Below are 26,184 nucleotides of genomic sequence, written 5' to 3' on the forward strand. Positions count from 1 at the left end.
ATGGTGCGAACAGACTACATCTTGCGCAGCAGCAACATCTTGAATGCACTCTTGGTGGCCCTGTTGGTTTTTCTTTTTTTCGCCCTGGTTTACCCACTTTTAACTGTTGACAGGCATGTCAAGATACCAGCGTTGCAGGGCATAGAACCGAAGACGGAGGAACCGTCGAATCCTGAAATCGTGCCCAATCTCCTGGACTATGCATCCGTTCATGAAAAGAACCTGTTTCACCCGGAGAGGAAAATGCCTTCCGAGCAGAAGGAACAACCGGTCATTGTGAGACCGGATGTCGTTTTCTATGGTGCGGTGATTACCCATGAGAAGAAAATTGCTTATATTGAAGACAGGAACAACCCGTTTGCGACTCCTGGACGTGGAAAACGTCAGACACCCGTAACCGAAGGTGCGATGATCGGCGGATACACGCTCAAGGTTATCAATCCGGAATCCATCCTCCTGATCGCTGGGGAGGACAGGATGATTGTTTATCTGCGCGATTTGAAAGATCGCCATCCTGCTGATTCGACTCTGCAATCCTCTGTATCACCAAAAGGGTTGCACACACCACCGCCCGTCTCTCCGCAGAGCCGGACCTCGAGGCCGATCCCACCGCCGATTCCTGCCAGGCCGATTGTCAAAAAGTGAGGGTTGTACGTTCGACGGTGCTTCGATACATGCAGCGGCATGCTAAATACTAGAAAAGGCTTCTCATTCAAGTTGTTATCACCATCCCCTTGCATAGCAGCATATTAACCCATCAGGAATGTTTTAACAAATGAACGCCTGCCTGAAAGTACGGAGCGTTCAGGATATCCTCTGCAATCGAACGGGACCGCTCCGAAAATAAAAGGTATTTTCTGCGCGGTTACAATATATTAACAATTCCAGGGAGTAATCCGTCATCCAGCCAGCGTATGGAACATCAAAATCCATCGCCGTTGTTGATCATCCTGTGCGAAGGTATTATTTTCTTATGAAATGTCGCTTCGAGATGATTCATGAAACGACGGCTCTGGGTGGCTTGTGGGATCGGGCGTTCGACCTTGCCCGTAATCATACAGGATGGCTGCTGTCCGACCGGAAAGGGTAACAATGACTTTATCGAAGAGAGACGTTCCGACACGGACGTTGGATATAAAGCAGGAGGAAGGGGTGTCCGAGAAAGACGTGATCATGGTGGTCGATGACGATCCGATTACGCTGGATCTTCTAGCGGATCTCCTGTCGGTTGAAGGTTTTCGGGTGCGCCCTTTCAACAGCGGGGAGGCGGCGCTGGAGTCCCTGGCGAGTCAAAAGCCGATGCTGATTCTGCTGGACATCAACATGCCCGCTCCGGACGGCTTTGAAGTCTGCCGGAGGCTCAAGGAAAACGGGAATACTCGAGATATTCCGGTTATTTTCGTGAGCGGCGTACCGGATCATCGCGAAAAGATGAAAGGCTTTTCGCTTGGCGCTGTGGATTTCATATCCAAGCCTTTCCAGCACGATGAACTTCTCGCCCGCGTCCGCACGCATATCGAGCTGGTCCGCCTGCGCGGGGGGCTCGAAACCCAGGTAGCCCTTCGGACGGAAGAACTCCTTCGCAGCTATAAGCAAGTGCAGAATTTGTTGTCGAAAACAGTCGAGGCGATCGCGGCCGTGGTCGAGGCGAAAGATCCCTATACCGCCGGCCACCAGCAGAGAGTGGCGGAGCTGGCCCGGTCCATCGCCGTGGAGATGGGACTTGCCGCGGAGCAGATCGACGGTCTCGGCATGGCAAGCCTGGTTCACGATATCGGCAAGATATCCATTCCCTCGGAGATCCTCAGCATGCCGAGGAAATTGACTCCCATTGAGTTTGTCCTCATCAAGAATCATGTGCAGGCAGGATACGATATCCTCAAAGGGATCGAGTTTCCCTGGCCCATCGCCAAAATCATCCTGGAGCATCACGAGCGGATGGATGGTTCAGGATATCCGGTCGGACTGACAGGGGAAAGTCTCCTCCTGGAATCGCGGATTCTTGCCGTGGCGGATGTCGTGGAAGCGATGGCTTCGCATCGGCCCTATCGGCCGGCTTTCGGTATCTCTATCGTCCTGGAGGAACTGGCGAAGGGCAGAGGCACCCTCTTTGACCCTGTGGCCGTGGATTCCTGTCTGCGGCTCTTCAACGAGAAAGAATACCGGATCCAGTCGGCCGGCAATGCATTCCCGTCGGCCATGATCTGAACCGTGAATCCCGGTCGCCTCTTTCCTCCCGCGCCGTAAACGTCGAGCGGTTCGAGGCCGGGAGGCTTTCGATATCCCCGGAGACGTCAACCCCCGGGATTTAACCGTAGAAGCCCGGGAATCGTGCGGGGAATTTAACCGGATGATTTCCCCGCGTTCTCGTGTATAATCCTGCCCTGTTGCAGGGCGCCGTATTTTCCGCATGCCCGGTGAAACATGGATCCGTCCATGGCAGCCATGGCCTCGTAACGCAATAAAACATAAGGATATTCAAAGAAACCATGAAGCCCGTCATCGCCATCATCGGCCGGCCCAACGTCGGCAAGTCCACCCTCTTCAACCGTCTGGTCCGCAGCAGGAAAAAGGCCATCGTCATCGATGAGCCGGGGGCCACCCGGGACCGGAACTACGGAGAAGGGGAATGGAACGGCCGGTCGTTTCTCCTGGTCGACACGGGGGGATTCGAGCCCGTCTCGACGGAGAAGATCCTCGTTCAGATGCGGGAGCAGACGATGCTGGCCGTCGAGGAGGCCGACGCCATCGTGTTCCTTCTGGATGTCCGGGACGGCCTGACCCCGTCGGACCGGGAGATCGCCCGGATGCTCCGTGCCGTTGAGAAGCCCGTCTTCTACGCCGTCAACAAGACCGACGGCCCGAAGCAGGAAGCGCTTTCCTACGAGTTCTACGGCCTGGGGGTGGAGACCGTCTATCCCATCTCGGCCCAGCACGGCATCGGCGTGGCGGAGCTTCTGGACCAAGTGGTCGAGTCCCTGCCGCCCTCAGATGAAGAGGAAGAGCCCGAGGAAGGCGACCGGATCCGCATTGCCGTCATCGGCAAGCCCAACGTGGGGAAATCCTCCCTGGTGAACCGGATCCTCGGTGTAGAGCGGGCCATCGTGAATCCCGTTCCGGGGACGACCCGGGACGCCGTGGATACCGCCTTTGAGCGGGGAGAGAAGAAATACGTCCTCATCGACACGGCGGGCATCCGCCGGAAAGCCCGGGTCAGCCTGACCCTCGAGAAGTACAGCGTCCTCCAGGCGATCAAGACCCTGGGGCGGTGCGACGTAGCGCTTCTCCTCATCGACGCCGTCGAGGGAATTACCGAGCAGGACGCCAAGATCGCCGGCCTGGCCCTGGAGGAGGGGAGGGCCGTCATCATCGTGGTGAACAAGTGGGACGCCATCGAGAAGGACAACGCCACGGTGGGGAATCATGTCCGGAAGATTCAGGAGACGCTCAAGTTCATGGATTTCGCCCCCATCGTCTTTGTCTCCGCCCTGTCGGGCCAGCGGGTCCCGAAGATCTTTGATGCCGTGGACAGTGTCTACGAGCAGTACACCCGCCGGGTGAACACCGCCCTCGTGAACGAATCCCTCCGGGCCGTCCTCACCAGGAATCCCCCGCCCATGACCCAGGGGCGGGCCAACACCGTCGCCTACATCACCCAGGCGGCGGTCTGTCCCCCGACGTTCATCTTCTTCATCAAGGACCCCAAGGGCGTCCACTTCTCCTATCAGCGCTTCCTGGTCAACCAGATCCGGGAAACTCTGGGCTTCACGCAGGTGCCGGTACGGGTTTTCTTCAAGCGGAAGTCGAAATAGCTCCCTTTTCCATTTGCCGCTTCGGCGGGTCTTCTACCGTTCGGTTTCATGAGCGGAGGCCGGGCGTTCCTTGCGGGCGATGCGAGCCGGTTGAATGGTCCGCACTACTCCAGTCGAAGGGCAGACAGGGGACGAACCAGAGAATGATGACCGTGGTGCAGTGCTGGGATGACGGCGTGACGACGGACGGGCGGCTCATCGACATCCTTCGGCGGTACGGGGCGAAGGCGACCTTCAACCTCAGCGCCGGTCTGCATGAGAAAAACCGCACGTTGAGCTTTGTTCACGAGGGAACGGAAGTCCGGCGGCTCGGCCGGGATGAAATGAGAGAAGTCTATGACGGCTTCACGATCGCCAACCACAGCCTGACGCACCCCCGTCTCGACCAGATGCCGGTCGAGGCCGCACGGTACGAAATCGTGGAAGGCCGCAGCCGCCTTCAACAGTTTTTCGGGCAGCCGGTGCTCGGATTTGCCTATCCCTTCGGCGCGTACAGCGAATCGGTCATGGACCTGGTCCGTGAGGCGGGGCACGTCTACGCGAGGACGGACCGCGGGGTCGATGATCCGTTCCCCCCGGAAAACGCCATGTCGTTCCACCCCTCCTGCCATTTTCTCGCCCCCGACCTGCGGTTGCGCTACGAAAAAGCAAAGGAGCGCGGCGTCTTCTACTTCTGGGGGCACTCCTACGAACTGACCACGGAAGCCATGTGGGGCTCCTTTGAGGAAACGATCCGGCGGATCAGCGCCGATCCCGGTTCCTGCTGGGGTGAACTCGCGGATCTGTTTAAGCGAGGAGATTAAACGGACTCCTTCAGGCGGGACCGTCGGGTGAAGCGCCGCCGGTCCCGTCCCCGGAAAATGCGCCTTGCCACCGGCAACAACGCCGGAGGGCCTGTAAAAAAATGTAAAGATGTGTTAAGCGGGCGAGCGGCCCAAGAAGGAGGTAACGACCACTTTTCATAATCATTTTGTAATTCAACAGGAACGTGCGGTTGGGATTTGGCATCCGTTTCCGGTTTGGAGGTTGAATGATGATCCATCGTAAGTGGTTCCAGGCAACTCCAGGCTTCACCGATGATCCAGGCATGATGCGGACGGCCAGTGTGCTGAACCGCACCCTCCTGATTTTTTCCATCCTGATGGGAATCGGATTCATTGCCGCCCTCGTATTTTTCGAGCCGAAAATGGGCGCAACCCTCGCCATCCTGGTGATGTTGGCGGCAACCGTTGCCGCCAAACTGCTGATGCAGGTCGGAAAGATCAGGCAGGCCGGCATCGTCGCCGTGACCGTGGGCTGGCTGACCTTTGCCTGTATTGTTCTGGTGGATGGCGGGCTGAACAGCATCAATGCCTGTTTTTTCATTTCCATGACGATTGTCGCCGGCCTGCTCCTCGGAACACGGGCCGCCACCTTTTTCGCGGGTGTGGGCATCGTGACGGGCCTTGTGCTGGCCCTGCTGGACCATTTCAGTTATCTCCCTTACCGCTACTTTGTGGATACCCCCCTTGGTGACTGGTCGATCCTGGTCTTTGCCCTGGTTCTGGCATCCAGCACGCTGAATCTGGCGCTCCGTGAAAGGGACAGTGCTCTCGGCATCGCGGAGCAGCAGCTTTCCGAGCATAGAAAAACGGAAGAAGCCCTGCGCCGGAGTGAAGAAAAATACCGCCTGATTGCGGAAAACTCGGCGGAGCTTATTACCGTTACGGACATGAATCTCCACTTTACCTACATCAGTCCGTCCATCACGCGCACGCACGGATTCACCATCGAAGAGGCCATGAACAGGTCCCTGGATCAATATATGACCCCCGAATCCATGCAGGTGCTGATGACGGCCCTTGAGGAAGAGATGAAACGGGAAGCCGAGGGGAACGTCGATCCGTCGAGAACCCGGGTTTTTGAAGTGGAGGAATACAGAAAAGACGGATCCACCATCTGGCTGGAAAGCAGCATGTCCGGTCTGCGCGACAAAGATGACAAACTGGTCGGGATCCTCACGGTGAGCCGGGACATCACCGAACGCAAGCGCATGGAGAAGGCGCTTCAGGAGAGCGAGGAACTCTATCGGACGTCCCTGGAAAGCTCCAGCGACGGCATCGCCATTGTCCATGAAGGCCGGTACGTTTATGTCAATCAACCGTTTCTGGACAAGATCGGCCGGAGAAGAGACGAGATCGTGGGCAAGACCAGGGGCAAGTTTATCCACCCTGACGACCAGGCCGCTTTCATGGACTATGTCGACAAGATCACGCGGGGGTTGCCGACACCAAAACAGGTTGAGATAAGGGTTCTTCTGCCGGACGGCACCTTTATCAACGCGGAAGTATCCATGGTCAGGGTGACCTACAAGGGCAACCGGTGCAATCTGGCCTACCTGCGGGACATCACCGACCGCAAACGCGCGGAAGCCGAGCATCTGAAAGTCCAGAAGCTGGAGTCCGTCGGCACGCTGGCAGCTGGAATCGCCCACGATTTCAACAACCTCTTGGCCGTGATCCAGGGGTACATCGAGCTGTTGAAGATGGACATCCCTCCGGGGGAGAAGGTTCAAAACAGGCTGAGGGCAACGGAGAAGGCCATCAGCCAGGCAACGGAACTGACCAATCGTCTGCTCGTTTTTTCCAAGGGAGGGGAGCCGGTCAAGCAGGTTCTTGACGTCAGTGATCTCATTAAAGACGCCGTATTGAGAATTCTCGGCGCGTCACCCGTGGAAAAGAGGTTCCACCTGGATCGTGATCTCTGGCCTGTCGAGGTCGATGAAAGGCAGATCCACCAAGTCATCAGAAACCTGGCAATCAACGCCGCCGAAGCGATGCCTGAAGGGGGAAGGCTGGCGATCCGGGCTGAGAACACGATGGTCAAGGTACAGGATAAACTGCCGATCCGGCCGGGGGCATATATCAGGATATCCGTGGAAGATACCGGAAAAGGCATCCCGACGGACGAACTGCCGCTTATTTTCGATCCCTATTTTTCGACGAAACAGAGGGGAGCACAAAAGGGGATGGGGCTTGGCCTGTCCGTCTGCCACTCGGTGGTCACCAAGCACAACGGCTGCATCACCCTGGAGTCAAAGGAGGGAAGGGGGAGCACGTTCCGTGTTTACCTTCCCGCGGCTGTCAGCGTAACGCTTCCGTCCGACGAGCGGCCTCCGGAAGGGCTGTCGGGCGCGAAGGGACGCATTCTGGTCATGGATGACGAGGCCATGATCCGGGACATGTTGAAGGAGCTATTGACGGCGATGGGCTATGAGGTGGAGACAACCAGCGACGGCCTCGCGGCGATCGATCTGTATATCAGGGCCACCGAATCTCAACGGCCATACAGGATGGTCATTCTCGATCTGATGGTCCCGGGAGGGTTGGGCGGAGAACCGACGATGGAAAGGCTTCGGGCGATCGATCCCGGCGTCAGGGGCATCATCCTCAGCGGCTACAGCGATGATCCGGTCATCCAGGATTACGCACAGTACGGCTTTGTGGAGGCGCTGACGAAACCTTTCTCCCTGAAGGCATTGCAGGACGTCCTGGAGAAGCACCCGTAGGCGGCAATCGGGTGAAGCACCGGCACATCCCCCGCCCACGGGAAAGTTTATTGGTTGCCGGCGATTGTCATTCGTGGCGCAGGGCCTCGATCGGGTCCATCCGGGCGGCCTTGAGGGCCGGAAAATATCCGAAGACCACCCCGACCATCGCCGAGAACAGGAACGCGACCAGGACGATCGTGCCGTTGAAGATGAAGGGCACGTGCAGGACCCCCGCCAGCCAGACGGAGGCGGCAAGGGCCAGGATGATGCCGATGATGCCGCCCAGGGAGGAAAGCACCACCGCCTCCACCAGGAACTGCAACAGAACCTCCCGCTCCAGCGCGCCGATGGCGAGGCGGACACCGATCTCGCGGGTGCGCTCGGTGACCGACACCAGCATGATGTTCATGATCCCGATGCCGCCCACCAGCAGGCTGACGGCGGCCACGGCCCCGAGAAGCGCCGTCAGGAGCTGGGTCGTCCCGGTCAGCATCTTGGCGATCTCCTTCATGTCCATGACGGTGAAGTTGTCGTCGTCGCTCGCCGCCAGGTGCCGCCTCTCCCGCATCAGGCGGACGATGCTCTGCTGGGCCTTCTCCGTGGATTCGCCGTCCCGGACCGAGACCTGGATCATGGCGACGTCCTGGCTGCCGGAGATCCGCCGCTGCAGGGTCCGGAGCGGAATGACCACGATGTCGTCCTGGTCCATGCCCATGGTGCTCTGGCCCTTGGCGTTCAGAACCCCGATGATCTCACAGGAGAGCTTCTCCAGGCGGAGCTTTTCCCCCAGGGCCTCCTGCCCGCCATAGAGCTTCTTACGCACCGTTTCCCCGATGACGCAGATCGCCGCCCCGCTCCGGGTTTCGCTGTCGTTGAAGGACCGGCCCGCCCCGATGGTGCGGTTCGTCACCCGGAAGTACTGGTTGTCGCTGCCCGTCACCTGGGTCGTCCAGTTCTGGTTGCTGAAGATCGCCTTGACCGACTGGGAGGAGACCGGCGCCACGGCGGCGACCGAGGGGACCTCCCTGGCGATGGCCTCTGCGTCGGCCTCCTTGAAGAGCACGGTGCTCGAGGACTGGCCAGGGCCGAGCCTCTTCCCGGGGGTGACCATCAGGAGGTTGCTCCCCATGCTGGCGATCTGCTCGCCGACCTGGGCGGTCGCCCCGCCGCCGATGGTCACCATCGTGATGACCGCGGCCACGCCGATGACGATTCCCAGGGTCGTCAGGAACGAGCGCATGACGTTTCGCCGGATCGCCCGGAGGGAGAGGAGAATCGTGTTCCAGAGCATGATCAGTTCCCTCCGTTCCGCCGGTCCCGGGAGACGAGGCCGTCGAGGAAATGGATCGTCCGCTTCGCGTAGACCGCCATTTCCGATTCGTGGGTGATCATGATCACCGTGATTCCCTGATCGGAGTTCAGCGAGGTGAGGAGATCCATGATCTCGATGCTGCGCTCCGAGTCCAGGTTCCCCGTCGGCTCGTCCGCCAGGAGCACCGACGGGCCGGTTACGATGGCCCGGGCGATGGCGACCCGCTGCTGCTGCCCCCCGGAAAGCTCCCCGGGGGTGTGGTGCTCCCATCCCTTGAGGCCCACGGTTTCCAGTGCCCGGAGGGCGCGCTCCCGCCGTTCGTGGGCGGGGGTTCCGCGGTAAATCAGGGGAAGCTCCACGTTTTCCAGGGCCGACGTGCGGTTCAGGAGGTTGTAGCCCTGGAAGACGAAGCCCTGGTAGTGCCGGCGGAGGAGGGCGCGCTCGTTGCGGGTCAGGCTCCCGACCTCGAGGCCCTTGAAGGTATAGGATCCGGCCGTCGGCGTATCCAGGCAGCCCAGGATATTCATGCAGGTGGATTTTCCCGATCCGCTCGGTCCCATGATGGCCGCGAACTCGCCCTCGTCGATGGTGAGGTCGATCCCGCGGAGCGCCTGCATCGAGGCGAGGCCCTCCCCGTAGATCTTCGTCACCCCCCGGAGCGCGATGAGGTGTTTCCCGGAATCCGCATGGGTCGGGGAAGAATCGCCGTTCTTCATTTCGTTCCCCCCAGGGTGTCGACAATGACGGATGCACCGGGCTGGAGATCGCCGGAGGTGACCTCCGTCAAGCTCCCGTTCGCGGCCCCGACCGTCACCGATACGGCTCCCGGCTGGTTGTCCTTCAATATCCAGACCCGCTGTTGCTTTCCGGCGGTCTCCACGCTCTTCTGTCCGCCGGAACTGGGCGGGCGGGGAAGCAGCGCGCCCACCAGGCCCGTGGAGGATTTTGCCTCCGGCTGCTGGGGCGGGGTGAAGCGGAGTGCGGCGCTGGGTATCAGGATGGCGTTGTCGATCTTCTTGACGATGATGTCTGCGGTGGCCGTCATGCCCGGGCGGAGAGAGAGGTCCGCGTTGTCGACCTTGAGCACGGTTTCGTAGGTGACGACCCCCGACGTGGTGGAAGATCCGTAGCGTGCCTGGGTGATCCGCGCCTCGAACGTCCGGCCGGCATAGGCGGCGACGGTGAACGTCGCCTTCTGCCCCTCCAGCACCTTTCCAATGTCCGCCTCGTCCACGTTCACGTGCAGGTCCATCTTGGTCAGGTCCTCCGCCAGCGTGAAGAGCACCGGGGTCGTCATCGAGGCGGCCACGGTCTGTCCTGGCTCGATGCTCCGGGTGAGGACGATGCCGTTGATGGGCGACTTGATGGTCGCCTTGGAGAGGTCGGTTTCGCTGGCCTGGAGCGCGGCCCGGGCTTGGGACACGGCCGCGTCGGCGCTGGCCGCGTCGGCCCGGGCGCGCTCGAAGGCCGCCTCCGCCGCGTCCATTTCCAGCTTCGACGGCACCTTCCCGTCGCTCAGCTTCGACACCTCCCGGTACTGGGCGAGCTTGGCCTGCGTTTCCAGGACCGTCGCCTTCGCCTGGAGTGCCTTGGCCTTCGCCGATTCCAGGGCGGCCTTCAGCTGGGCGATGGTGGCCTCAAGCTTCGTCGTGTCCATCCGGGCCAGCACCTGCCCGACCCGGACGCGGCTGTTGTAGTCCACCTCGACGCTCCGGATGGTGCCGGAGAGCTCGCTGCCTACCTCGACGGTGTTCGTCGGCTTGAGGGTGCCCGTCGCGGTCACGATGACGGTAAGGTTGCCCTGCCGGACCGGTTCGGTCTGGTATCGCGTCGCCTTGGACGAGCTGCCGCGTACACAGAGCAATGCGACGACCAGGATCACGAGCACCAGGACCGCCGCTGCGATCAGAATCTTTTTCTTGTGACGCGCGAGAGGCCCGCTCGGTGAGCCCCCCCGGATGGTCTTTTCGATGTCCGACAGGGATTGATTTTTCTCGTTCATTTGCTCTCTCCGCTCTTCGGCGGCTTCGTCCCGTCGGGGACCTGTGATTTCCAGCCGCCGCCAAGGGCTTTGTAAAGTTTGATGAGGTTGGACGTGATGGCCCCTTCGCTCTGGGCCAGGCTGTCCTGGAAGGTCAGGAGGGACCGCTCGGCATCCAGCACGGTGCTGAAATCCGTCAGGCCCGCCTGGTACTTGAGCTTCGCCAGCCGGGCGGCCTCTTCGGCCGCCCGGGTCGCCTCGATCAGGGACTTCCGGCGGATCTGCTCCTCCACATAGGCCCGGATGGCGTTTTCCGCCTCCTCCAAGGCGCCCAGCACGGCGGCTTCATAGGCGATCCAGTATTGCTCCTGCAGGGCCGTCTGCGCCTCGATGTTCCGGCGGATCGCTCCTCCGTCGAAGAGCGTCCAGGTGATCTGGGGGCCGAAGCTCCAGCTGTAGGTGCCCGAGGTGAAGAGCCGGCCGATGAGGGTGGAATCCACACCGATGGAGCCGTTCAGCTTGAACTTGGGATATAGGTCGGCCGTGGCCACTCCGATCTTTGCCGTCTGGGCCGCCAGTTCGCGCTCGGCTTTCCGCACGTCGGGGCGGTTCCGCAGGGCTTCGGCGGGCACGCCGAGGGCGATCCCGGCGGATGAGACGGGGATAGGCTTCCGCTCGCTCAGCTCCCCGTGCACCTTGCCTGGCTGCTCTCCCAGGAGCACGGCGATGCGGTTCTGCGCCTCCTCCAGGCCGGTGCGGAGGGTCGGGATCTGGGAGCGGGTGCTTTCGAGGTTGTAGCGGGCCTGCCGGACCGCCAGGTCGTCGCTGAGCCCCGCCTGCTGCCGCCAGGAGGTCAATTGAAAGGTCTCCTCCTGGGCCTTCAGGTTGGCCTCCGCCGCGGCGATCCGGGCCTGCCAGGTCCGGACTTCCGTGTAGTTCAGGGCCACCTCGGCCAGCAGCGTGACGAGGACGTCGTGCAGGCTTTCCTGCGTCGCCTGCAGGGTGGCGTCCGCCGCCTCCACGGAACGGCGCACGCCGCCGAAGACGTCCAGCTCCCAGGCGGCGTCGAAGCCCGCGGAATAAAGCACGCCGGTTGCTCCGGTGCCGGTCTCCTCGCTGCTCCGACTCCGGGTGGCGGAGCCTGTGGCGCCGAGGGTCGGGAAGTATCCCGCCTGGGCGACGCCCCGCTGCGCCCGGGCCTCGCGGACACGCGCCCGGGCCTTCTTCAGATCGAGATTGCCCGCAACGGCCCGCTCGATCAGGCTGGTCAGCTCCGGGTCGTTCAGGGTGCTCCACCATTTGTCCGCCGTCCCGGCGACGTTTGCCGCGGCGCCGCTTCCTTCCCGGACTTCATTGTTCCAGGCCGCAGGCGCGGACAGGTCGGGCGGCCTGTAGTCGGGTCCCACGGTCACGCAGCCGGCCGGCATCGCCAGAACGATAACCAGGATGCCGATCCGCATTCCCCTTCTGCCAAGGCTTTTGATCAATTTGATACGAAACATGGTTCCTCCGTCCCGGTTGCATCGCGAAAGCGCCCCGGGACATCCGTCTTTTGGAGAGAAGCTAGCACACGAATGTGCAGGAAATGAGGAAATCCGCCAAAATTCGCCCTGATTCTTGACGACCCGCCGCAATACCCATACATAGACACGAAAGGAGGCGAAAAACGCATGAAGATCGGCATCACCCAGCGCCTGTTTTTCACGATTCTGGCCGCCACGGGCCTCGCCATCCTGATCCTGTACGGGATCATGCGGTGGAACATCGACCGGGGCTTCTACCAGTACCTCGCCACGCAGGACCAGGGCAGGGTGGAGCAGATGGCTGAAAGCCTGGGACAGGCCTACGCCGGGCATGGGAGCTGGGACTTCCTGAAGGACAGCCGGGGCGTCTGGATGGGGCTCACCCTGCGCACCGCCTCGGGGAACGGGCTTGCGCTCACCCAGGAGCAGATGAGGCAATGGGGGAAAGAAGGTGAAGAGAAGGGTGGTTCGTCCGGCCCCCTCGTGATCCTGGATGCCGAACGGAGGCCGGTCTTCGGGTCGCCCGCCGGGGAGGGAGAGATCAGCTTCCGGCCCGTCGTTCACGAGGGCCGGACCGTGGGCTACGTGGGCCTGCATGCGCCCCAGCGGTTCCTGCATCCGGTCCAGGCCCGGTTTCTCAGCCGGCAGCGGCTGGCCCTGGCCCTCGCCGCCGCGGGCATCCTGTTCGCCGTTGTCCTGGTAGCCCTTCCGCTAGCAAACCGCCTGGTCCGGCCGGTCCGGGCCATGGCCGCGGCCACCCACGATCTGGCCTCGGGAAACTATGCCACCCGGGTGCCCGTGTCTTCTTCGGACGAACTGGGCCGTCTCGCCGGCGACTTCAACGCCATGGCCCTGACGCTCGAGATGAATGAAAAGGCCCGCCGCCAGTGGCTGGCCGACATCTCCCACGAACTCAGGACGCCCCTGACGGTCCTGCAGGGGGAGATCGAGGCGCTCCTGGACGGAATCCGCACTGTCACCCCGGAGACGATCCGTTCCCTCCACGCGGAGACGATGCGGCTGAACCGCCTCGTGAACGACCTGTACCAGCTTTCCCTCTCCGACCTCGGCACGCTGAGCTACCACAAGGAGGACCTGGATCCGGCCGCGGTCCTCCGGGATTCCGTCGAGTCCTTCCGTTCGGAATTCGCCCGCAAGTCCATCCGGCTCGAAACGGACGTCCCGGAGCGGACGGACGGAACGGTATTCGCCGATCCGGAGCGCCTGAGCCAGCTTTTCGCCAACCTGCTGGACAATTCCCTGAAATACACCGATGCCGGGGGAACGCTGGCCGTCCGCCTGAGCGGCGTAAGCGGGGAGGCGACAATCGAGTTCGAGGACTCCGCCCCGGGGGTTCCCGAGGAGGCCCTGAGCCGCCTCTTCGACCGCCTGTACCGCGTGGAAGGCTCCCGGGCCCGGGAATCGGGCGGTGCCGGGCTGGGACTTGCGATCTGCAAGAACATCGTGGAGGCCCATGCGGGAACAATCACGGCGCAGGCGTCCCCCCGGGGAGGGATCCTGATCCGGATCGTCCTGCCGGCCGCGGGGAAATTCTCATGAGCGGGAGCATTCTCATCGTCGAGGACGAGCCGAAACTGGCAAGCCTGCTGGCCGACTATCTCCGTGCGGCGGGTTTCGAGCCGTCCTGCCTCGGAAACGGCCTGGAGGTCGTGCCCCGGGTCAGGGAGCGGGAGCCGGATCTGATCCTGCTCGACCTGATGCTGCCGGGCCGCGACGGCCTGGAGATCTGCCGGGAGATCCGAACCTTTTCCGCCGTACCGGTCATCATGGTGACGGCCCGGATCGAGGAGATCGACCGCCTGCTGGGGCTGGAACTCGGGGCCGACGACTACATCTGCAAGCCCTTCAGTCCAAGGGAGGTAGTGGCCAGGGTCAAGGCGGTCCTCCGCCGCGCCCGCGACGGAGGAGCCGACGAGGCGGCGGCGGGGCTCGTCCTGGACGAGTTTCGCTACCGGGCCGTCCTGAACGGACGCGACCTGGAGCTGACCGCCGTGGAGTTCAAGCTGCTCCAGCTCCTGGCCGCCCACCCGGGGCGCATCTACCGGCGCGGGCAGCTCATGGACCGGATCTACCCGGATCCGCGCAGCGTCAGCGACCGGACCATCGACAGCCACGTCAAGAAGCTCCGGAGAAAGATCGAGGCGGCCGACCCGGAGTCCCGGATCATTCACTCGGTCTACGGCGTCGGGTACAAGTTCGAGGCCGAGTGAGAGCGGGGCCGCGCCGGCTCCGTTCTCCTCAGCCGCCGGTTGCGACTGCTTCCAACTGGAAAGCCGCCGGTTGCCGCATCGACGTCCTTGTATTCTAAAACCGGTAGCCCAGTCCGCAGTAGACCGTGTGGTAGGAAACGGTCCCGGAATCCCCGGAGGCCGTCGTGTAGGTGTAGCCGACGATGGTGGACAGCGCCTTCGTCAGGTCGTAGCCCGCACTCAGGCCGACGGCATGGCGGTCCACCGTTTCTTTCACGACGTACTCGTTGAAGGTCGTCGAATAAATGACGCGGTTTCCCCCCCGACCGAATCGTGCTCCCCCGGGAGCCGCTATGGTTGTCGCCAGGTAGCTCGTCGTTTCCAGGGTCCGGAAGGCATCCCCCCGCGAATACTCGTAGGTTGCTTCCGTGAAGAAGACAGGTGTCCAGTACTTCCCGATGACGGCGCCCAGGGCGTTCTCCCGGTAGGAATACACGTCCTCCCGGGCGCGGCTGTCCGTGTACATGTAATGCTGGCCCGTGTAGAAGTCTTTTGTCCACCGCTGCCGGAGACTCACCTTGCCGCCCATCGCCCATGCCGACTGGTCCGAGTCGTTGACCCCCTTGGCCTGCAGGAAGGGGGCGGCGTGAATGCTCCAGACGGGGCTGAAGGCGTACGCAAGCCCCGGGGCAAAGGTGACGGTTACGTTACTGAGATCGGTGATGCGCGTGTAGGCGGTCCCCTCCAGGACGAGGGAGAGGGTCCAGTCCAGCCGGGAATCGAAGGTCGGCGCCCGCGTGTATGCGGCATACCCGGAGAGGAGAAAGTCCGACCTGCCGCCGTTCAGGGCCCGGTCCGCGTTGGAATCGTACCCGGCCTTTGCGCCCGCCTCCCAGTCCGCCTGTGCCGCCACGGCACCGAAAAGCAGAAACATCATTGCCCATGCGGCGATAATCGCCCGCATTCCGTTCATCATTCCGGCCTCCTTTCGCTTATCGCCTGCCGCGCCCGGCGCCTCCGGGACTGCCCATGGAGCCCCCGGGACCTCTCAGCGGCGATCCGAAACCGGTCTGGCTTCCGGAGGATCCGAACCGCGAACCTGTCCAGAAGGGCCGTCCCGACTCGTCTCTGAGAACGAGGGACCGGCCTGTCTTCAGGAGCCGGATTTCCTGGGCGATCATGTAGAGATTCCCGTCGGCGCCCAGGGCTTTCGATCCCCGGACCCGCAGTTCCGTTCCCTCCGTCACCTCCACTCCGATGTCCTTCCAGTACCAGGACGGCGAGGCGATGACGGTGTACGGATCGCGCCCGGACAGGATCTGGATCTGCACCGGTCCGCTCGCGGGGATGGTGATCCGGGTGACGTTGCCCCGAATCTCCCCGACGGTGTTTTGATCGAATCCTCCCGGGTACGGGATGCCGCTTCTGGGCAGAGAGACGCTCTCCTCCCCGGCCGGGGCCGCGAGGGCTCCGGGAGGGCAGAGGAGCAGGGAAAAAGCGAGGAGCAGGACGGTCAGGACCGTCCCGCCCGCTGCTTTGATTCCATGGTTACCGGTTGTCCGGTGCACCGTAACCGGTTCCGTCGAGGGGACGGTCCCCCAGGTTTCCCGTGCCGTCGCCGGGGCCATAGGTCTTTCCTTTCATCTTCGCGCTTCCGGATTTTACCTGTGTGCTCTTCAGCAGGGTCTCGTCATGCTGCCGGATCCGATTCTGCTCCATGGTCTGCTGCCGCACCTGGGCACCGGAGCCGATTTTACCGCCGGCGCCGCCGGGGCCGCTGGCGCTGCCGATGCCGGCCCCGCTTCCCATGCCGCCCCCCATGCCGCCTCCCTGCCTGGCGTCCGCGACGACAGCCATGGAGGATGCGGCGAGAAACACCGCCGCTACGATGATGGCCTGAATTCTGTTCATGACTTGCTCTCCTTTCGGTTTGTTTTGCGATCAGGGGAGCAAGGTCGGTGCCAGAACCGCCAATCTTCTTAACACAATGGAATCAATTGATATAATTCCAACCCCGGTCCGCTGCCCGGCGCCCTGCATGCAGATGCTGCAGAAATCCGCGCAGATTCTGCATCTCAGCGGATGCCGTATTCCTTGATCCGGTACTGCAACGTCCGGAGGGAAATCCCCAGGATCCGGGCGGTCTCCTTCCTGCTTCCGCCCGTCTCCGCAAGGACCTTCCGGATCATCTCCTCTTCCCCGGCCTTGAGGAGCCCGTCTCCCGAATCGGCCGGCCGGCGCGCCTCGAGATTCAGGTGCTCGACTCCGATGCGATCCGCCGCCAGGATGACGGCCCGCTCGATGATGTTCTGCAACTCCCGGATGTTTCCAGGCCATGGATACGAGAGGAGAAGGGATTGTGCCTCCTCCCGGATGCCGGATATCTTCTTGCCGAACTGGGCGGAAAACTTTCCGGTGAAGTACTCCGCCAGCGGCAGGATCGTCTCTTTCCGGTCCCGGAGCGGGGGAAGGGTCACGGGAAAGACGTTCAGCCGGTAGAAAAGATCCTCCCGGAACCTTCCGGCCGCGGTTTCCTCCCGGAGGTCCCGGTTCGTCGAGGCGATGATGCGGACGTCCACGGAAATGGGCTGCATCCCGCCCACGCGCTCGAACACCCGCTCCTGGATCGCCCGGAGCAGCTTGACCTGGATCGACGGACTGATCTCGCCGATTTCGTCCAGGAAGAGGGTGCCGCCGTCGGCCAGCTCGAACCGCCCCTTCCGCATGCCGGCCGCGCCGGTGTAGGCCCCCTTCTCGTGGCCGAAGAGCTCGCTCTCCAGGAGCGTCTCCGTCAGCGCGGCGCAGTGGACGGCGACAAAGGGCTTCTCCCGGCGCGGACTGGACTGGTGGATGAACCGGGCGACCAGTTCCTTGCCGGTGCCGCTCGGTCCCGTGACAAGCACCGTGGCGGTCGTCGGCGCCACCTCCCGGACCAGCCTGCGGACCGCTTCCATCTTTTCCCCGAGGAAGATCAGGTCCGCCGGGGGGTAGTGGCTCGCCAGCTCCTCCGACATCAGGGCGAGCTTCCGCTCCTTCTCCGACTCGGCCAGGATCCGCCGGACGACGCGGCGCAACTCGTCCGGGCTTGAGAGCGGCTTGGTCAGGTAGTCGGAGGCCCCGGCCTTCATGGCCGTTACGGCGTTGTCGATGGACCCGAACGCCGTGATGATGACCCACGGAACCTCCGGCTTCGCTTCCCGACCCTTGCGGATCAGGTCGACCCCCGAGAAATCGGGCATCCGGAGGTCCGTCAGGGCGAGATCGAAGTCGGATTTGAGAAAACGGGCCAGGCCCTCCTGTCCGCTCCGGGCCTCCTCCACACGGAAGCCGTCTCCCCGGAGAACCGTGGACAGGAAGGACAGCATCAGCTCGTCGTCGTCTACGATCAATACGGCTTTTCCCATGGATTCACTTTCCCTGCGGCAGGCGGACGGTCAGGATCGCGCCCGCGGCGCCGCCGCTGCGGTTGGCCAGTTCGACTCGGCCGCCCATGCCCTCGACGACCTTCCGGGTGTACGCGAGGCCCAGGCCGGTCCCGCCGGTCTTTGTCGTGAAAAAGGGCGTGAACAGCCGGGATCGGTCCTCTTCCCGGACGCCGGGCCCCGAATCTTCGATTTCAATGACGGCCTGTCCGCCCTCAGGGTGCGCGCCGATTTTCAGTATGCCTTCGGCGCCCATGGCCTCCAGCGCGTTCCGGATGCCGTTCGTCAGGACCCGCTCCAGCTTGTCCCTGTCCGCCCGGACCCGGGTTCCCCGGTCTTCCTCCAGTTCGATGCGCCCTCCCCAGCGGGACCGGACCGGCTCCAGGGCCTCCTCGATGACGGGGCGTAGCGCCATGTCCCGGAGGTCGTAGGTTTCATCACGGGAATACAGCAGGAGGTCGTTCACGAGCGACTCGATCCGGTCCGTTCCCCGGATCACGCCCGCGATCGCCGCTTGCCGCTCGTCTCCTTCCTCCGTTTTTTCCCCGATCCACTGGCTGAAGCCCTTGATCCCGCCGACGGCATTCCGGATCTCGTGGGCCAGGACGGCCGTCATCTGCCCGATCAGGGTCAGCCGCTCCTCCCGTTCCATCCGGTCCCGGAGGGTCCGGTAGCGGGTGAAGGTTCTCTCCAGCAGGATCCCGACGGCCCAGAGAAGCAGCAGCGCGCCGGAGACGATCCACCGGAGCCGGTCGGCCTCGGCCACGATCCGGTCCGCGCCTGCCGTGTGCAGGACCAGCCGAAGAAGCCGCTTCCCTTCCCCGGGGGAGTGAATGGTGAAATTGAATTCCGCCGCCGGCATGCCCGTCCCCAGGCGGATCCGCCGGCTGGACGGCTTCTCCCCGGGGCGCCAGCGGCCGAGCTCTTCTCCGCTCAGCCTCTGGCCCTCCAGCCGGCTGTTCGTGTGAAAGAGAATCCTCCCCTCTTCCGATGCGACCAGCGCATAGGCCACGACCCGGTCGGAAAAGACCGATTTGATTTCATCGCCCGCTTTCGCGCCGAGCTGAAGGGCGTTCTCCGCCGAGTAGGAAAGTGAAAGGGCCGTGCTTTCGAGGGCCTGTCCGGCCAGGGCCTTTGCCGAGTGCGTAATCTCGAACGTGATGTAGACGGCCGCGGCGGTGATGAAACCGAGCAGGGCGAACAGGCCGATCCTCAGGATGGTGAGCTCGCTTTTCGGCATGACGGATATTGCAGCACCTCTTCCCGTTTTTTGGACGTCCCGGTTTTACGGATGTTTTTTACCGGTGATCATACCGGATTTCGGGGAGGTGTCAACGAGTGGGGCGGAACAGGGCAGGGTGCAGCTCTATCAAAAGGCTTCATCTCCCGTGAAGAACGTCGTTCCGCGGGAGGCGAAAAGGGGGTTGGGAATGACAGACGGCAGGCTCCTCAACGAAAACCCCCGGAAAGGCTGCCGTGACCTGCAGTGGTGGGACGGGATCGATTTGAATTCCCGCCGGCGTCACTGCAGAGAATGTCCAGAAACGACTTGAGCAGGGGAGACGGATTGTCGCGGCGCCAGGCGACGGAGAAAACGGCCTTCGGCGTTTTCCCGGCCAGGGGGCGATAGGCGAGGCCGGCCACGGGATAGCCTTGAAAGAGGTCGGGCACGATGGAAATGCCGAAACCGGCGGCAACGAGCTGGAGGAGAGCTTGCGGCCGATCCGCCCGCTGCACGATGGCAGGCGTGAAACCGGTCTGTCTGCACAGATCGATCAGCCCGTCATGAACCGCCGGTGCCGCCGCCCTCTCCAGGAAAACAAAGGGCTGGTCCGAACAGGATTCGAGACGAATCCTCCTCCGCTTCAACAGGGCGTGTCCCGCCGGGAGGACGGCCAGCATTCCGACGTCAAAGATGCCTTTGAAACTCAAGACATCCTGCAATTCGATCTCGCACAGGCCGACAAAACCGATGTCGACCTGGCGATCCAGCAGGGCGACCAGTTGTTCGGAAGGGGTCATTTGCCTCATGACGATCTCCACCGAGGGAAATCGTTCGTGGTATTCCTTCAGGACCGTTGCGGGGAGCGTTCCGGCGATGTACCCTGTGGCGATGGTGAGCGTGCCCGATTCTCCCCGGCTGATGGACCGGGTGAGCTGAGCAGCCCGGCGGGCCCTGGAAAGGATCCCGTTCGCTTCCTTCAGGAAGTATTCCCCCGCCTTTGTCAGGCAAAGTTTTCTATGTTTCCGCTCGAACAGCAGCGTCCCGAGTTCGTCCTCCAGGTCGCGGATCTGCCGGCTGAGCGGCGGCTGCGAGACATTCAGGCGCTCCGCGGCGCGCCGCATGTTCAGTTCCTCCGCAACGGCCACGAAATATCGAAGGTGTCGTAATTCCATTCGTTCAATACCTTTAAGGTATCATAATACAACCAACATGGTATTGGCAAGCCGCCTTTCCCTGCCTGTAGAATGCAGTCACCCGAACAGGAAATCATGGGAAAGGAGAACTGAATCATGACGGAGAAAACGAAGAGAATCGACGTTCATCACCATATCGTTCCGCCGGCCTATATCGAGGCCCTGGCGGATGTCGGGGTCGTGAATTCCCTGGGCGCGAATTTCCCGCAATGGTCTGTGGAATCCATGCTGGAGATGATGGATCGCAACGGCATCCAGGCCGCAGTCACATCGATCTCCAGCCCGGGTGTTTATTTCGGCAGCGTCCCTTTTGCCAGTGGCCTGGCGCGGAAATGCAACGAGATCTCCGCCCGCCTGATCTCCGATCATCCGCGGAGAATAGGAGCCTTCGCAGTCCTGCCGCTTCCGGACGTGCGGGAAGCCTTCCGGGAGATGGAATATTCGCTCGATTCCCTCCACCTGGACGGCGTCTGCCTGCTCACCAACTATGCCGGCCGGTATCCGGGCGATCCCGCATTTGAAGACCTCTTTTCCGAGCTGGACCGGAGAAAAGCCGTCGTGTACGTGCATCCGACCGATCCACCGGGCGGGAATCCTCTGGGGGACCATGTTCCCAACTTCCTGATGGAAGTCACCTTCGACACGACAAGGACCATCGCCAGTCTCATATTCAGCGGCACCCTGGAACGATATCCGGACATTTCCTTCATTTTCGCTCACGCCGGGGGCACAGCCCCTTTCCTTGCCTGGCGTCTCGCCCTTGGATCTTTCGTGTGGCCGGGGGCCTCCGAAAGGGCTCCCAGGGACGCCTTTTTCTATCTCCGGAAACTCTACTACGATACGGGCCTTTCCGCCTCCGTCCACGCCCTTCGTTCTCTTCAGTCCCTGGTGGACGAATCGCAGATTCTATTCGGCAGCGACTATCCCTTCGCGCCCGAGGTGCTGACCGTCGAAACGGTCAAGGGGATCAACGCCTACGACGGCTTCGGAGAAGGGGCGAAACAGGCCGTGGAATGGGAAAACGCACTCAGGCTGTTCCCGAGACTCGGGTAGCAGGAGCGGGAACCGGCTGACGTCGAGAAGGCCTGATCGTGCAGACGGCGGCGACCGTGTCCCGGGAAGAGGCGATGGGCTCCCGGATGAAAGGATTAAAAAAAAGGGCGGAGACCCTTTCGGCCTCCGCCCTTCGTTTGTCCTGCTGTCCCCGCGAATTGCGGATTACAGGGGGATGTTGTTGTGCTTCTTTTCCAGACGGCTCTGGGTCTTGTCCTTGTAGGCGTCCAAGAGCAGGGCCACGCGCTGGCGGGTTTCCCGGGGGGCGATGACCTCCTCGATGATTCCCATGCTGGCGGCGAAGTAGGGATTGTTGAACTGGTCTTCGTAGGCCTGGACGAGTTCCTTCCGCTTGGCCGCGGGATCATCAGCGCTTGAGATCTCCCTGCGGTAGATGATGTTGCAGGCCCCTTCGGCACCCATGACGGCGATTTCCGCCGAGGGCCAGGCCATGACGTAGTCGGCCCCCAGGTACTTGCTGCACATGCCGATGTAGGCTCCGCCGTAGTCCTTCCGGGTGACGACGGTCAGCTTGGGCACCGTCGCTTCGGAATAGGCATGGAGCAGCTTCGCCCCGTGGCTGATGATGCCCGACCATTCCTGATTCGTTCCGGGCATGTAGCCGGGAACGTCGGCGAAGGTCAAAAGCGGGATGTTGAAGGCGTCGCAGAAGCGGATGAACCGCGAGGCCTTGTCGGAGGCGTTGACGTCCAGCACGCCGGCGCCGAAGCCGGGGTTGTTGGCGATGACGCCGACGGGCTTGCCCATGATGCGGATGAAGGCCACGAGCATGTTCTTGGCCCACATTTCGTGGGGCTCGAAGACGATGCCGTTGTCCGCCACGGCCTCGACGACCTTGCGCATGTTGTAGCCGCGGGTGGCCCGGTCGGGGATGATGCCGTCCAGCTCGGGGCAGAGGCGGTCCGGCGCATCGGTGCAGGAAACCACGGGCAGCGGGCTGTGGCAGCTGTCGGGGAGGAAGGACAGGAGGAGCTTCACCTTGTCGATGCAGTCCTCGTCGTTTTCCGTGGCGAAATGGCAGACGCCGCTCTTGGTGGCGTGGGCGACGGCGCCGCCCAGGTCGTCATGGCTGACCTCCTCGCCGATGACGGCCTTGATGACGTCCGGACCGGTGATGTACATGTAGCTCGATTTCTTGACCATGAAGACCCAGTCGGTGAGTGCCGGCGAATAGACGGCGCCGCCCGCCGTGGGGCCCATGATGGCCGTGATCTGGGGGATGTAGCCCGAAGCGATGGTGTTGCGGTAGAAGATCCCGCCGTAGCCGTCCAGGGCGGGAACGCCTTCCTGGATCCGGGCGCCGCCGGAGTCGTTCAGGGCCACGAAAGGCTTCCGGGCGTCGACGGCCATGTCCATGACCTTCCAGATCTTCTTGGCGTGCATCTCCCCGAGGCTGCCGCCGGAGCTGGTGAAGTCCTGGGCGGCCACGAAAACAGTGCGGCCGTTCACCTGGCCCACGCCGGTGACGACGCCGTCGGCGTTGATCTCCTTCTTGTCCAGGCCGAACAGGGTGGAGCGGTGCTTTACGAAGAGCTGAACCTCCTGGAAGGTTCCCTTGTCGAAGAACCGGTCCAGCCTCTCCCGGGCCGTCAGTTTTCCCAACTCGTGCTGCTTTTTGACGAGCGCCTCGCCGCCCATGGTCAAGAGGGCGCTCCGCCTGGCCTCAAAGGCCTCGATTTTCTGCTGCGTCAGACTCTTCTTTTCCATTGCCTGCAGTCTCCTTCTCTCTCGTATTGGATCGGTGACAGACACCAATGTCCGTTCAGAGGGCCCGGGCGACTTCCGCCTTGACCTGGGAAGGGTTCGAGGTATATATATGTCCCGGTCAATCGGCGGGAGCGCGTCCAACTAGCTGATTTTTAATGGAGAAATAGCGTTTCTCCGCGGAAGTCGGCTGTCTTTTATCACGTCTTTGTGAAATGGGCAAGGAGGAGCTGTGAAATTCATCGACACATTGGATCTCAAAGGGAAAAGGGTTCTCTTCCGGTTTGATTACAATGTACCCCTCGACGGGTCGGGCAACATCACCGACGACATCCGGATCCGGTCGACCCTTCCCACCATCAATTACGCCCTCGACGAGGGCGCGAAGGTCGTTATCATGTCCCACCTGGGGCGTCCCAAGGGAAAGCATGACCCCAAGTACAGCCTGGCCCCGGTGGCCAAGCGCCTGTCCCGTCTCCTGGAAAAGCAGGTGAAGATGGCCGGCGACTGCATTGGCGATGACGTCCGGCAACTTGTTGCCGGCATGAGTCCGGGCGACGTGGTTCTCCTGGAAAACCTCCGGTTTCACCCGGAGGAGGAAAAGAACGACGAGGCCTTCGCCCGCGAGCTGGCAACCCTTGGGGACGTTTACATCGACGACGCCTTCGGGAACGCCCACCGGAGCCACGCCTCCAACGTGGCCATCACGCGTTTCGTCCCCGAATGCGCGGCCGGGTTCCTCATCAAGAAGGAGCTGAACTACTTCCAGAAGGTCATCGACAATCCGCCGCGGCCCTTTGTCTTCATCGTCGGCGGCTCCAAGGTCTCCGACAAGTTGGCGGCGCTCAGCAACCTCGCGACGAAGGTCGACAAGATGATCGTCGGCGGCGGGATGGCCTTCACGTTTCTGAAGGCCCTCGGATACAACGTCGGCCGCTCCATCGTGGAGGACGAACTCATCCCCAAGGCCGAGGAAATCCTGGCCATGGTCAAGGAGAGGGGCGTCAAGTTCTATCTGCCCATCGACGTTGTGATCGCCGAGGAGAAAAGCGCCGAGGCGGAGACGAAGATCGTCCCGGTGCAGGAGATGAACTCCCACTGGCTGGGCCTCGACATCGGGCCGGCGACGATCACCCTCTTTGCGGAGGCCCTGGCCAATGCCAAGACGATCGTCTGGAACGGCCCCATGGGGGTTTTCGAGATCGACGCCTTCGGGCGCGGAACCGCCGCGCTGGCCCACAGCGTGGCCAATTCCTACGCCCTGACGATCGTCGGCGGCGGCGACACCGACGTGGCCATCCACAAAACCGGAGAGAGCGACAAGATTACCTATATTTCGACCGGAGGCGGCGCCTCCCTGGAGCTCCTGGAAGGGAAAGTCCTGCCGGGGATCGCAGCCCTGGAAGAATGCGGCGCGGCGACCCGTCCCTAGCCACGGAGAGGGCCTTCGGCACCGAACGGACAAAGGGAAGGACAAGGACGCCTTCCCTTTTTTTTGCCTATGCGAAACATCCGGATGATCCTCGAATACGACGGAGCGGCCTATGCCGGCTGGCAGCGTCAGAAGAACGGCCTGTCGATCCAGCAGGTCCTGGAGGAGAAGATCGCCGTCATGACCGGAGAGGCCGTGAAGGTGATCGGCTCCGGGCGGACCGACGCGGGGGTCCACGCCCTGGCCCAGGTGGCCCATTTCCGGACGGCCTCGGCGGTCCCGGTTCGGAATTTCCTCCTGGGCCTCAACAGCCTCTTGCCCCGGGACATCGCGGTGATCCGGCTCGACGAAGCGCCGGAGGATTTCCACGCCCGCCACAGCGCCACCGGCAAGATCTACCTTTACCGGATTCTCAACCGGCCCGTTCGCTCGGCCCTTCACCGGCACTTTGCCTGGGAGATCTTCCGGCCCCTCCTGATCGCACCGATGCAGGAAGCGGCCGGGTATCTGGCCGGCACCCACGACTTCACGTCCTTCAGCACGATCCACTCCGACGCCCCCCACCGGGTCCGGACGATCCGGGAGATTTCCGTCGTCCGGAACGAGGAGGGCTTTATCGACATCACCGTGGAAGCCGAAGGTTTTTTGCGCTACATGGTCCGGATCATCACCGGAACCCTTGTGGAGGTCGGCAAGGGCCGGAGACAACCCGGCGACATCCCGGCCGTCCTGGCGGCGAAGGACCGGGCCGCCGCCGGCATCACCGCCCCCGCCCGGGGACTTTTTCTCAAGGAGGTCCGGTACGCATGAATATTCTGGTCGTCGGCCACAAGGGAATGCTTGGGGGTGACCTCCTGGTCCGCCTTGCAATGGCGGGCCATGAAGTGACCGGCATGGACATCGACGAACTGGACATCACGTCCCGGGAGGCCTGCCGGGATGCTGTCGCGGAAACCGGCCCGGACGCCGTGGTCAATGCAGCCGCCTACACGAATGTCGACGGCTGCGAATCCGACCGGGACGGCTGCTTCTCCGTCAACGCCCGGGGGGTCGAGAACCTTGCCCTGGCATGCAGGGAGAGGGGTGTCCGGATCGTCCATTTCAGCACGGACTACATCTTCGACGGCCGGAAAGGCACACCCTACGCGGAGGATGACCCCGGCGCCCCCCTGAACGTCTACGGGGAATCCAAGCTCGAAGGGGAGCGCCTGCTCCTGGAGGCGACGGAGAACGTTCTCCTGGTCCGGACGTCCTGGCTTTACGGGAAGGGGGGGAAGAACTTCGTCCGCACGATCCTGGAGAAGGCCGCCATTACGGACCGCCTGGAGGTGGTGGACGATCAGATCGGCTGCCCGACCTATTCATGGGACCTGGCCGGGGCGGTCAACCTTCTCCTGGAAGGGGGGCACCGTGGCATCTTCCACGTGACGAACCGGGGTTCCGTAAGCTGGTACTCCTTCGCCTGCAAAATCATGGAGATGGCCGGGAAGACGGGTGTAACGGTGTCGCCTGTGCCGACGGAGCGTTTTCCCCGGCCGGCGGTCCGTCCCCGGTACAGCGTCCTCTCCGGCAGGAAATTTCTCGAGGCGACGGGCAAGACCCTCCGTTTCTGGCAACTGGCCCTTGTGGAATATTTATCCCATGCCGGCTTTCCGGCGGATCCCGGGGTGTCGAGGCATTAAAAGCGCCGGGGGCGGATTTCCAGTCCGCGCCCCGTTTTCATTCCCCCGGGACAAAACTCAACTCTGCCCCCTTTTCATGAGGAAG

General features: G+C 62.4%; 22 protein-coding genes. 11 read left to right on the top strand and 11 right to left on the bottom strand.

Annotated features, from left to right (window positions below):
- The 5 genes from HPY65_06645 (at position 1) to HPY65_06665 (ending at position 7,359) form a co-directional block, all read left to right on the top strand.
- Positions 1-645, top strand: a complete 645-nt coding sequence (locus HPY65_06645; protein ID NPU84149.1) for a hypothetical protein — start codon at positions 1-3, stop codon at positions 643-645.
- 507 nt (positions 646-1,152) lie between these two features.
- The gene (locus HPY65_06650) at positions 1,153-2,208 is read left to right on the top strand and encodes a response regulator (GenBank protein NPU84150.1); all 1,056 of its coding nucleotides are present in this window, start codon (positions 1,153-1,155) and stop codon (positions 2,206-2,208) included.
- Between the two features lie 281 nt (positions 2,209-2,489).
- A complete protein-coding gene (gene der, locus HPY65_06655) occupies positions 2,490-3,812 on the top strand; it encodes a ribosome biogenesis GTPase Der (GenBank protein NPU84151.1) in 1,323 nt (440 codons plus the stop codon).
- Positions 3,813-3,955: 143 nt separating this feature from the next.
- A complete protein-coding gene (locus HPY65_06660; GenBank protein ID NPU84152.1) occupies positions 3,956-4,615 on the top strand; it encodes a polysaccharide deacetylase family protein in 660 nt (219 codons plus the stop codon).
- A 227-nt stretch (positions 4,616-4,842) separates the two neighbouring features.
- The gene (locus HPY65_06665; protein NPU84153.1) at positions 4,843-7,359 is read left to right on the top strand and encodes a PAS domain S-box protein; all 2,517 of its coding nucleotides are present in this window, start codon (positions 4,843-4,845) and stop codon (positions 7,357-7,359) included.
- Positions 7,360-7,426: 67 nt separating this feature from the next.
- On the opposite strand, the gene HPY65_06670 is transcribed toward HPY65_06665, so the two are convergent.
- From HPY65_06670 to HPY65_06685, 4 genes are read right to left on the bottom strand one after another with little or no spacing between them, the layout of a single operon-like run.
- A complete protein-coding gene (locus tag HPY65_06670) occupies positions 7,427-8,632 on the bottom strand; it encodes an FtsX-like permease family protein (protein NPU84154.1) in 1,206 nt (401 codons plus the stop codon).
- A 2-nt stretch (positions 8,633-8,634) separates the two neighbouring features.
- Complete coding sequence (locus HPY65_06675) at positions 8,635-9,369, bottom strand: ABC transporter ATP-binding protein (GenBank protein NPU84155.1); 735 nt, start codon at positions 9,367-9,369, stop codon at positions 8,635-8,637.
- Positions 9,366-10,655 carry an efflux RND transporter periplasmic adaptor subunit gene (locus tag HPY65_06680; GenBank protein NPU84156.1) on the bottom strand — a complete coding sequence of 430 codons (1,290 nt, stop codon included), beginning with the start codon at positions 10,653-10,655 and terminating at the stop codon, positions 9,366-9,368. The genes HPY65_06675 and HPY65_06680 overlap by 4 nt, the downstream gene beginning before the upstream one ends.
- Positions 10,652-12,094: an efflux transporter outer membrane subunit gene (locus HPY65_06685; protein NPU84157.1), complete on the bottom strand. Its 1,443-nt coding sequence runs from the start codon at positions 12,092-12,094 to the stop codon at positions 10,652-10,654. The genes HPY65_06680 and HPY65_06685 overlap by 4 nt, the downstream gene beginning before the upstream one ends.
- 210 nt (positions 12,095-12,304) lie before the next feature.
- On the opposite strand from HPY65_06685, the gene HPY65_06690 reads away from it, so the two are divergent.
- Both HPY65_06690 and HPY65_06695 read left to right on the top strand, forming a co-directional pair.
- On the top strand, positions 12,305-13,717 hold the full coding sequence (locus tag HPY65_06690) for a HAMP domain-containing protein (protein NPU84158.1): 1,413 nt from the start codon (positions 12,305-12,307) through the stop codon (positions 13,715-13,717).
- The gene (locus tag HPY65_06695) at positions 13,714-14,388 is read left to right on the top strand and encodes a response regulator (protein ID NPU84159.1); all 675 of its coding nucleotides are present in this window, start codon (positions 13,714-13,716) and stop codon (positions 14,386-14,388) included. The genes HPY65_06690 and HPY65_06695 overlap by 4 nt, the downstream gene beginning before the upstream one ends.
- Positions 14,389-14,482: 94 nt before the next feature.
- On the opposite strand, the gene HPY65_06700 is transcribed toward HPY65_06695, so the two are convergent.
- From HPY65_06700 to HPY65_06725, 6 genes are all read right to left on the bottom strand, one after another.
- The gene (locus HPY65_06700; protein NPU84160.1) at positions 14,483-15,343 is read right to left on the bottom strand and encodes a hypothetical protein; all 861 of its coding nucleotides are present in this window, start codon (positions 15,341-15,343) and stop codon (positions 14,483-14,485) included.
- Between the two features lie 16 nt (positions 15,344-15,359).
- On the bottom strand, positions 15,360-15,935 hold the full coding sequence (locus HPY65_06705) for a hypothetical protein (protein NPU84161.1): 576 nt from the start codon (positions 15,933-15,935) through the stop codon (positions 15,360-15,362).
- Positions 15,916-16,278, bottom strand: coding sequence for a hypothetical protein (locus HPY65_06710; protein NPU84162.1), 363 nt, complete (start codon positions 16,276-16,278; stop codon positions 15,916-15,918). Before HPY65_06710 ends, HPY65_06705 begins: the two co-directional genes overlap by 20 nt.
- A 164-nt stretch (positions 16,279-16,442) precedes the next feature.
- The gene (locus tag HPY65_06715) at positions 16,443-17,771 is read right to left on the bottom strand and encodes a sigma-54-dependent Fis family transcriptional regulator (GenBank protein NPU84163.1); all 1,329 of its coding nucleotides are present in this window, start codon (positions 17,769-17,771) and stop codon (positions 16,443-16,445) included.
- A 4-nt stretch (positions 17,772-17,775) separates the two neighbouring features.
- Positions 17,776-19,029 carry a hypothetical protein gene (locus tag HPY65_06720; GenBank protein NPU84164.1) on the bottom strand — a complete coding sequence of 418 codons (1,254 nt, stop codon included), beginning with the start codon at positions 19,027-19,029 and terminating at the stop codon, positions 17,776-17,778.
- A gap of 209 nt (positions 19,030-19,238) precedes the next feature.
- Positions 19,239-20,186: a LysR family transcriptional regulator gene (locus HPY65_06725; GenBank protein ID NPU84165.1), complete on the bottom strand. Its 948-nt coding sequence runs from the start codon at positions 20,184-20,186 to the stop codon at positions 19,239-19,241.
- Between the two features lie 117 nt (positions 20,187-20,303).
- Between HPY65_06725 and HPY65_06730 the strand changes: the two genes are divergently transcribed.
- Positions 20,304-21,260 (top strand): amidohydrolase, encoded by a 957-nt coding sequence (locus tag HPY65_06730; protein NPU84166.1) that lies wholly within the window; start codon positions 20,304-20,306, stop codon positions 21,258-21,260.
- Positions 21,261-21,425: 165 nt separating this feature from the next.
- Here the strand turns inward: HPY65_06730 and HPY65_06735 are convergent, their stop codons facing one another.
- Positions 21,426-22,988, bottom strand: a complete 1,563-nt coding sequence (locus HPY65_06735) for a methylmalonyl-CoA carboxyltransferase (GenBank protein NPU84167.1) — start codon at positions 22,986-22,988, stop codon at positions 21,426-21,428.
- 229 nt (positions 22,989-23,217) lie between these two features.
- On the opposite strand from HPY65_06735, the gene HPY65_06740 reads away from it, so the two are divergent.
- The 3 genes from HPY65_06740 (at position 23,218) to rfbD (ending at position 26,099) form a co-directional block, all read left to right on the top strand.
- Positions 23,218-24,417 (top strand): phosphoglycerate kinase, encoded by a 1,200-nt coding sequence (locus HPY65_06740; protein ID NPU84168.1) that lies wholly within the window; start codon positions 23,218-23,220, stop codon positions 24,415-24,417.
- A gap of 69 nt (positions 24,418-24,486) precedes the next feature.
- Positions 24,487-25,227, top strand: a complete 741-nt coding sequence (gene truA / locus HPY65_06745; protein ID NPU84169.1) for a tRNA pseudouridine(38-40) synthase TruA — start codon at positions 24,487-24,489, stop codon at positions 25,225-25,227.
- Complete coding sequence (gene rfbD, locus HPY65_06750; protein NPU84170.1) at positions 25,224-26,099, top strand: dTDP-4-dehydrorhamnose reductase; 876 nt, start codon at positions 25,224-25,226, stop codon at positions 26,097-26,099. Before truA ends, rfbD begins: the two co-directional genes overlap by 4 nt.
- Positions 26,100-26,184 lie beyond the last annotated feature (85 nt).

It is taken from the genome of Syntrophaceae bacterium (assembly GCA_013177825.1).
GTDB lineage: Bacteria > Desulfobacterota > Syntrophia > Syntrophales > PHBD01 > PHBD01.

Bases quoted from the DNA above. Each gene is read 5' to 3' on its own strand.
- HPY65_06685 (NPU84157.1), bottom strand. From the start codon at position 12,094: ATGCGGATCGGCATCCTGGTTATCGTTCTGGCGATGCCGGCCGGCTGC.
- HPY65_06645 (NPU84149.1), top strand. From the start codon at position 1: ATGGTGCGAACAGACTACATCTTGCGCAGCAGCAACATCTTGAATGCA.
- HPY65_06680 (NPU84156.1), bottom strand. From the start codon at position 10,655: ATGAACGAGAAAAATCAATCCCTGTCGGACATCGAAAAGACCATCCGG.
- HPY65_06670 (NPU84154.1), bottom strand. From the start codon at position 8,632: ATGCTCTGGAACACGATTCTCCTCTCCCTCCGGGCGATCCGGCGAAAC.
- HPY65_06660 (NPU84152.1), top strand. From the start codon at position 3,956: ATGATGACCGTGGTGCAGTGCTGGGATGACGGCGTGACGACGGACGGG.
- HPY65_06665 (NPU84153.1), top strand. From the start codon at position 4,843: ATGATGATCCATCGTAAGTGGTTCCAGGCAACTCCAGGCTTCACCGAT.
- HPY65_06690 (NPU84158.1), top strand. From the start codon at position 12,305: ATGAAGATCGGCATCACCCAGCGCCTGTTTTTCACGATTCTGGCCGCC.
- HPY65_06700 (NPU84160.1), bottom strand. From the start codon at position 15,343: ATGATGAACGGAATGCGGGCGATTATCGCCGCATGGGCAATGATGTTT.
- der (NPU84151.1), top strand. From the start codon at position 2,490: ATGAAGCCCGTCATCGCCATCATCGGCCGGCCCAACGTCGGCAAGTCC.
- HPY65_06735 (NPU84167.1), bottom strand. From the start codon at position 22,988: ATGGAAAAGAAGAGTCTGACGCAGCAGAAAATCGAGGCCTTTGAGGCC.
- HPY65_06675 (NPU84155.1), bottom strand. From the start codon at position 9,369: ATGAAGAACGGCGATTCTTCCCCGACCCATGCGGATTCCGGGAAACAC.
- HPY65_06720 (NPU84164.1), bottom strand. From the start codon at position 19,029: ATGCCGAAAAGCGAGCTCACCATCCTGAGGATCGGCCTGTTCGCCCTG.
- HPY65_06715 (NPU84163.1), bottom strand. From the start codon at position 17,771: ATGGGAAAAGCCGTATTGATCGTAGACGACGACGAGCTGATGCTGTCC.
- truA (NPU84169.1), top strand. From the start codon at position 24,487: ATGCGAAACATCCGGATGATCCTCGAATACGACGGAGCGGCCTATGCC.
- HPY65_06725 (NPU84165.1), bottom strand. From the start codon at position 20,186: ATGGAATTACGACACCTTCGATATTTCGTGGCCGTTGCGGAGGAACTG.
- HPY65_06730 (NPU84166.1), top strand. From the start codon at position 20,304: ATGACGGAGAAAACGAAGAGAATCGACGTTCATCACCATATCGTTCCG.
- HPY65_06710 (NPU84162.1), bottom strand. From the start codon at position 16,278: ATGAACAGAATTCAGGCCATCATCGTAGCGGCGGTGTTTCTCGCCGCA.
- rfbD (NPU84170.1), top strand. From the start codon at position 25,224: ATGAATATTCTGGTCGTCGGCCACAAGGGAATGCTTGGGGGTGACCTC.
- HPY65_06695 (NPU84159.1), top strand. From the start codon at position 13,714: ATGAGCGGGAGCATTCTCATCGTCGAGGACGAGCCGAAACTGGCAAGC.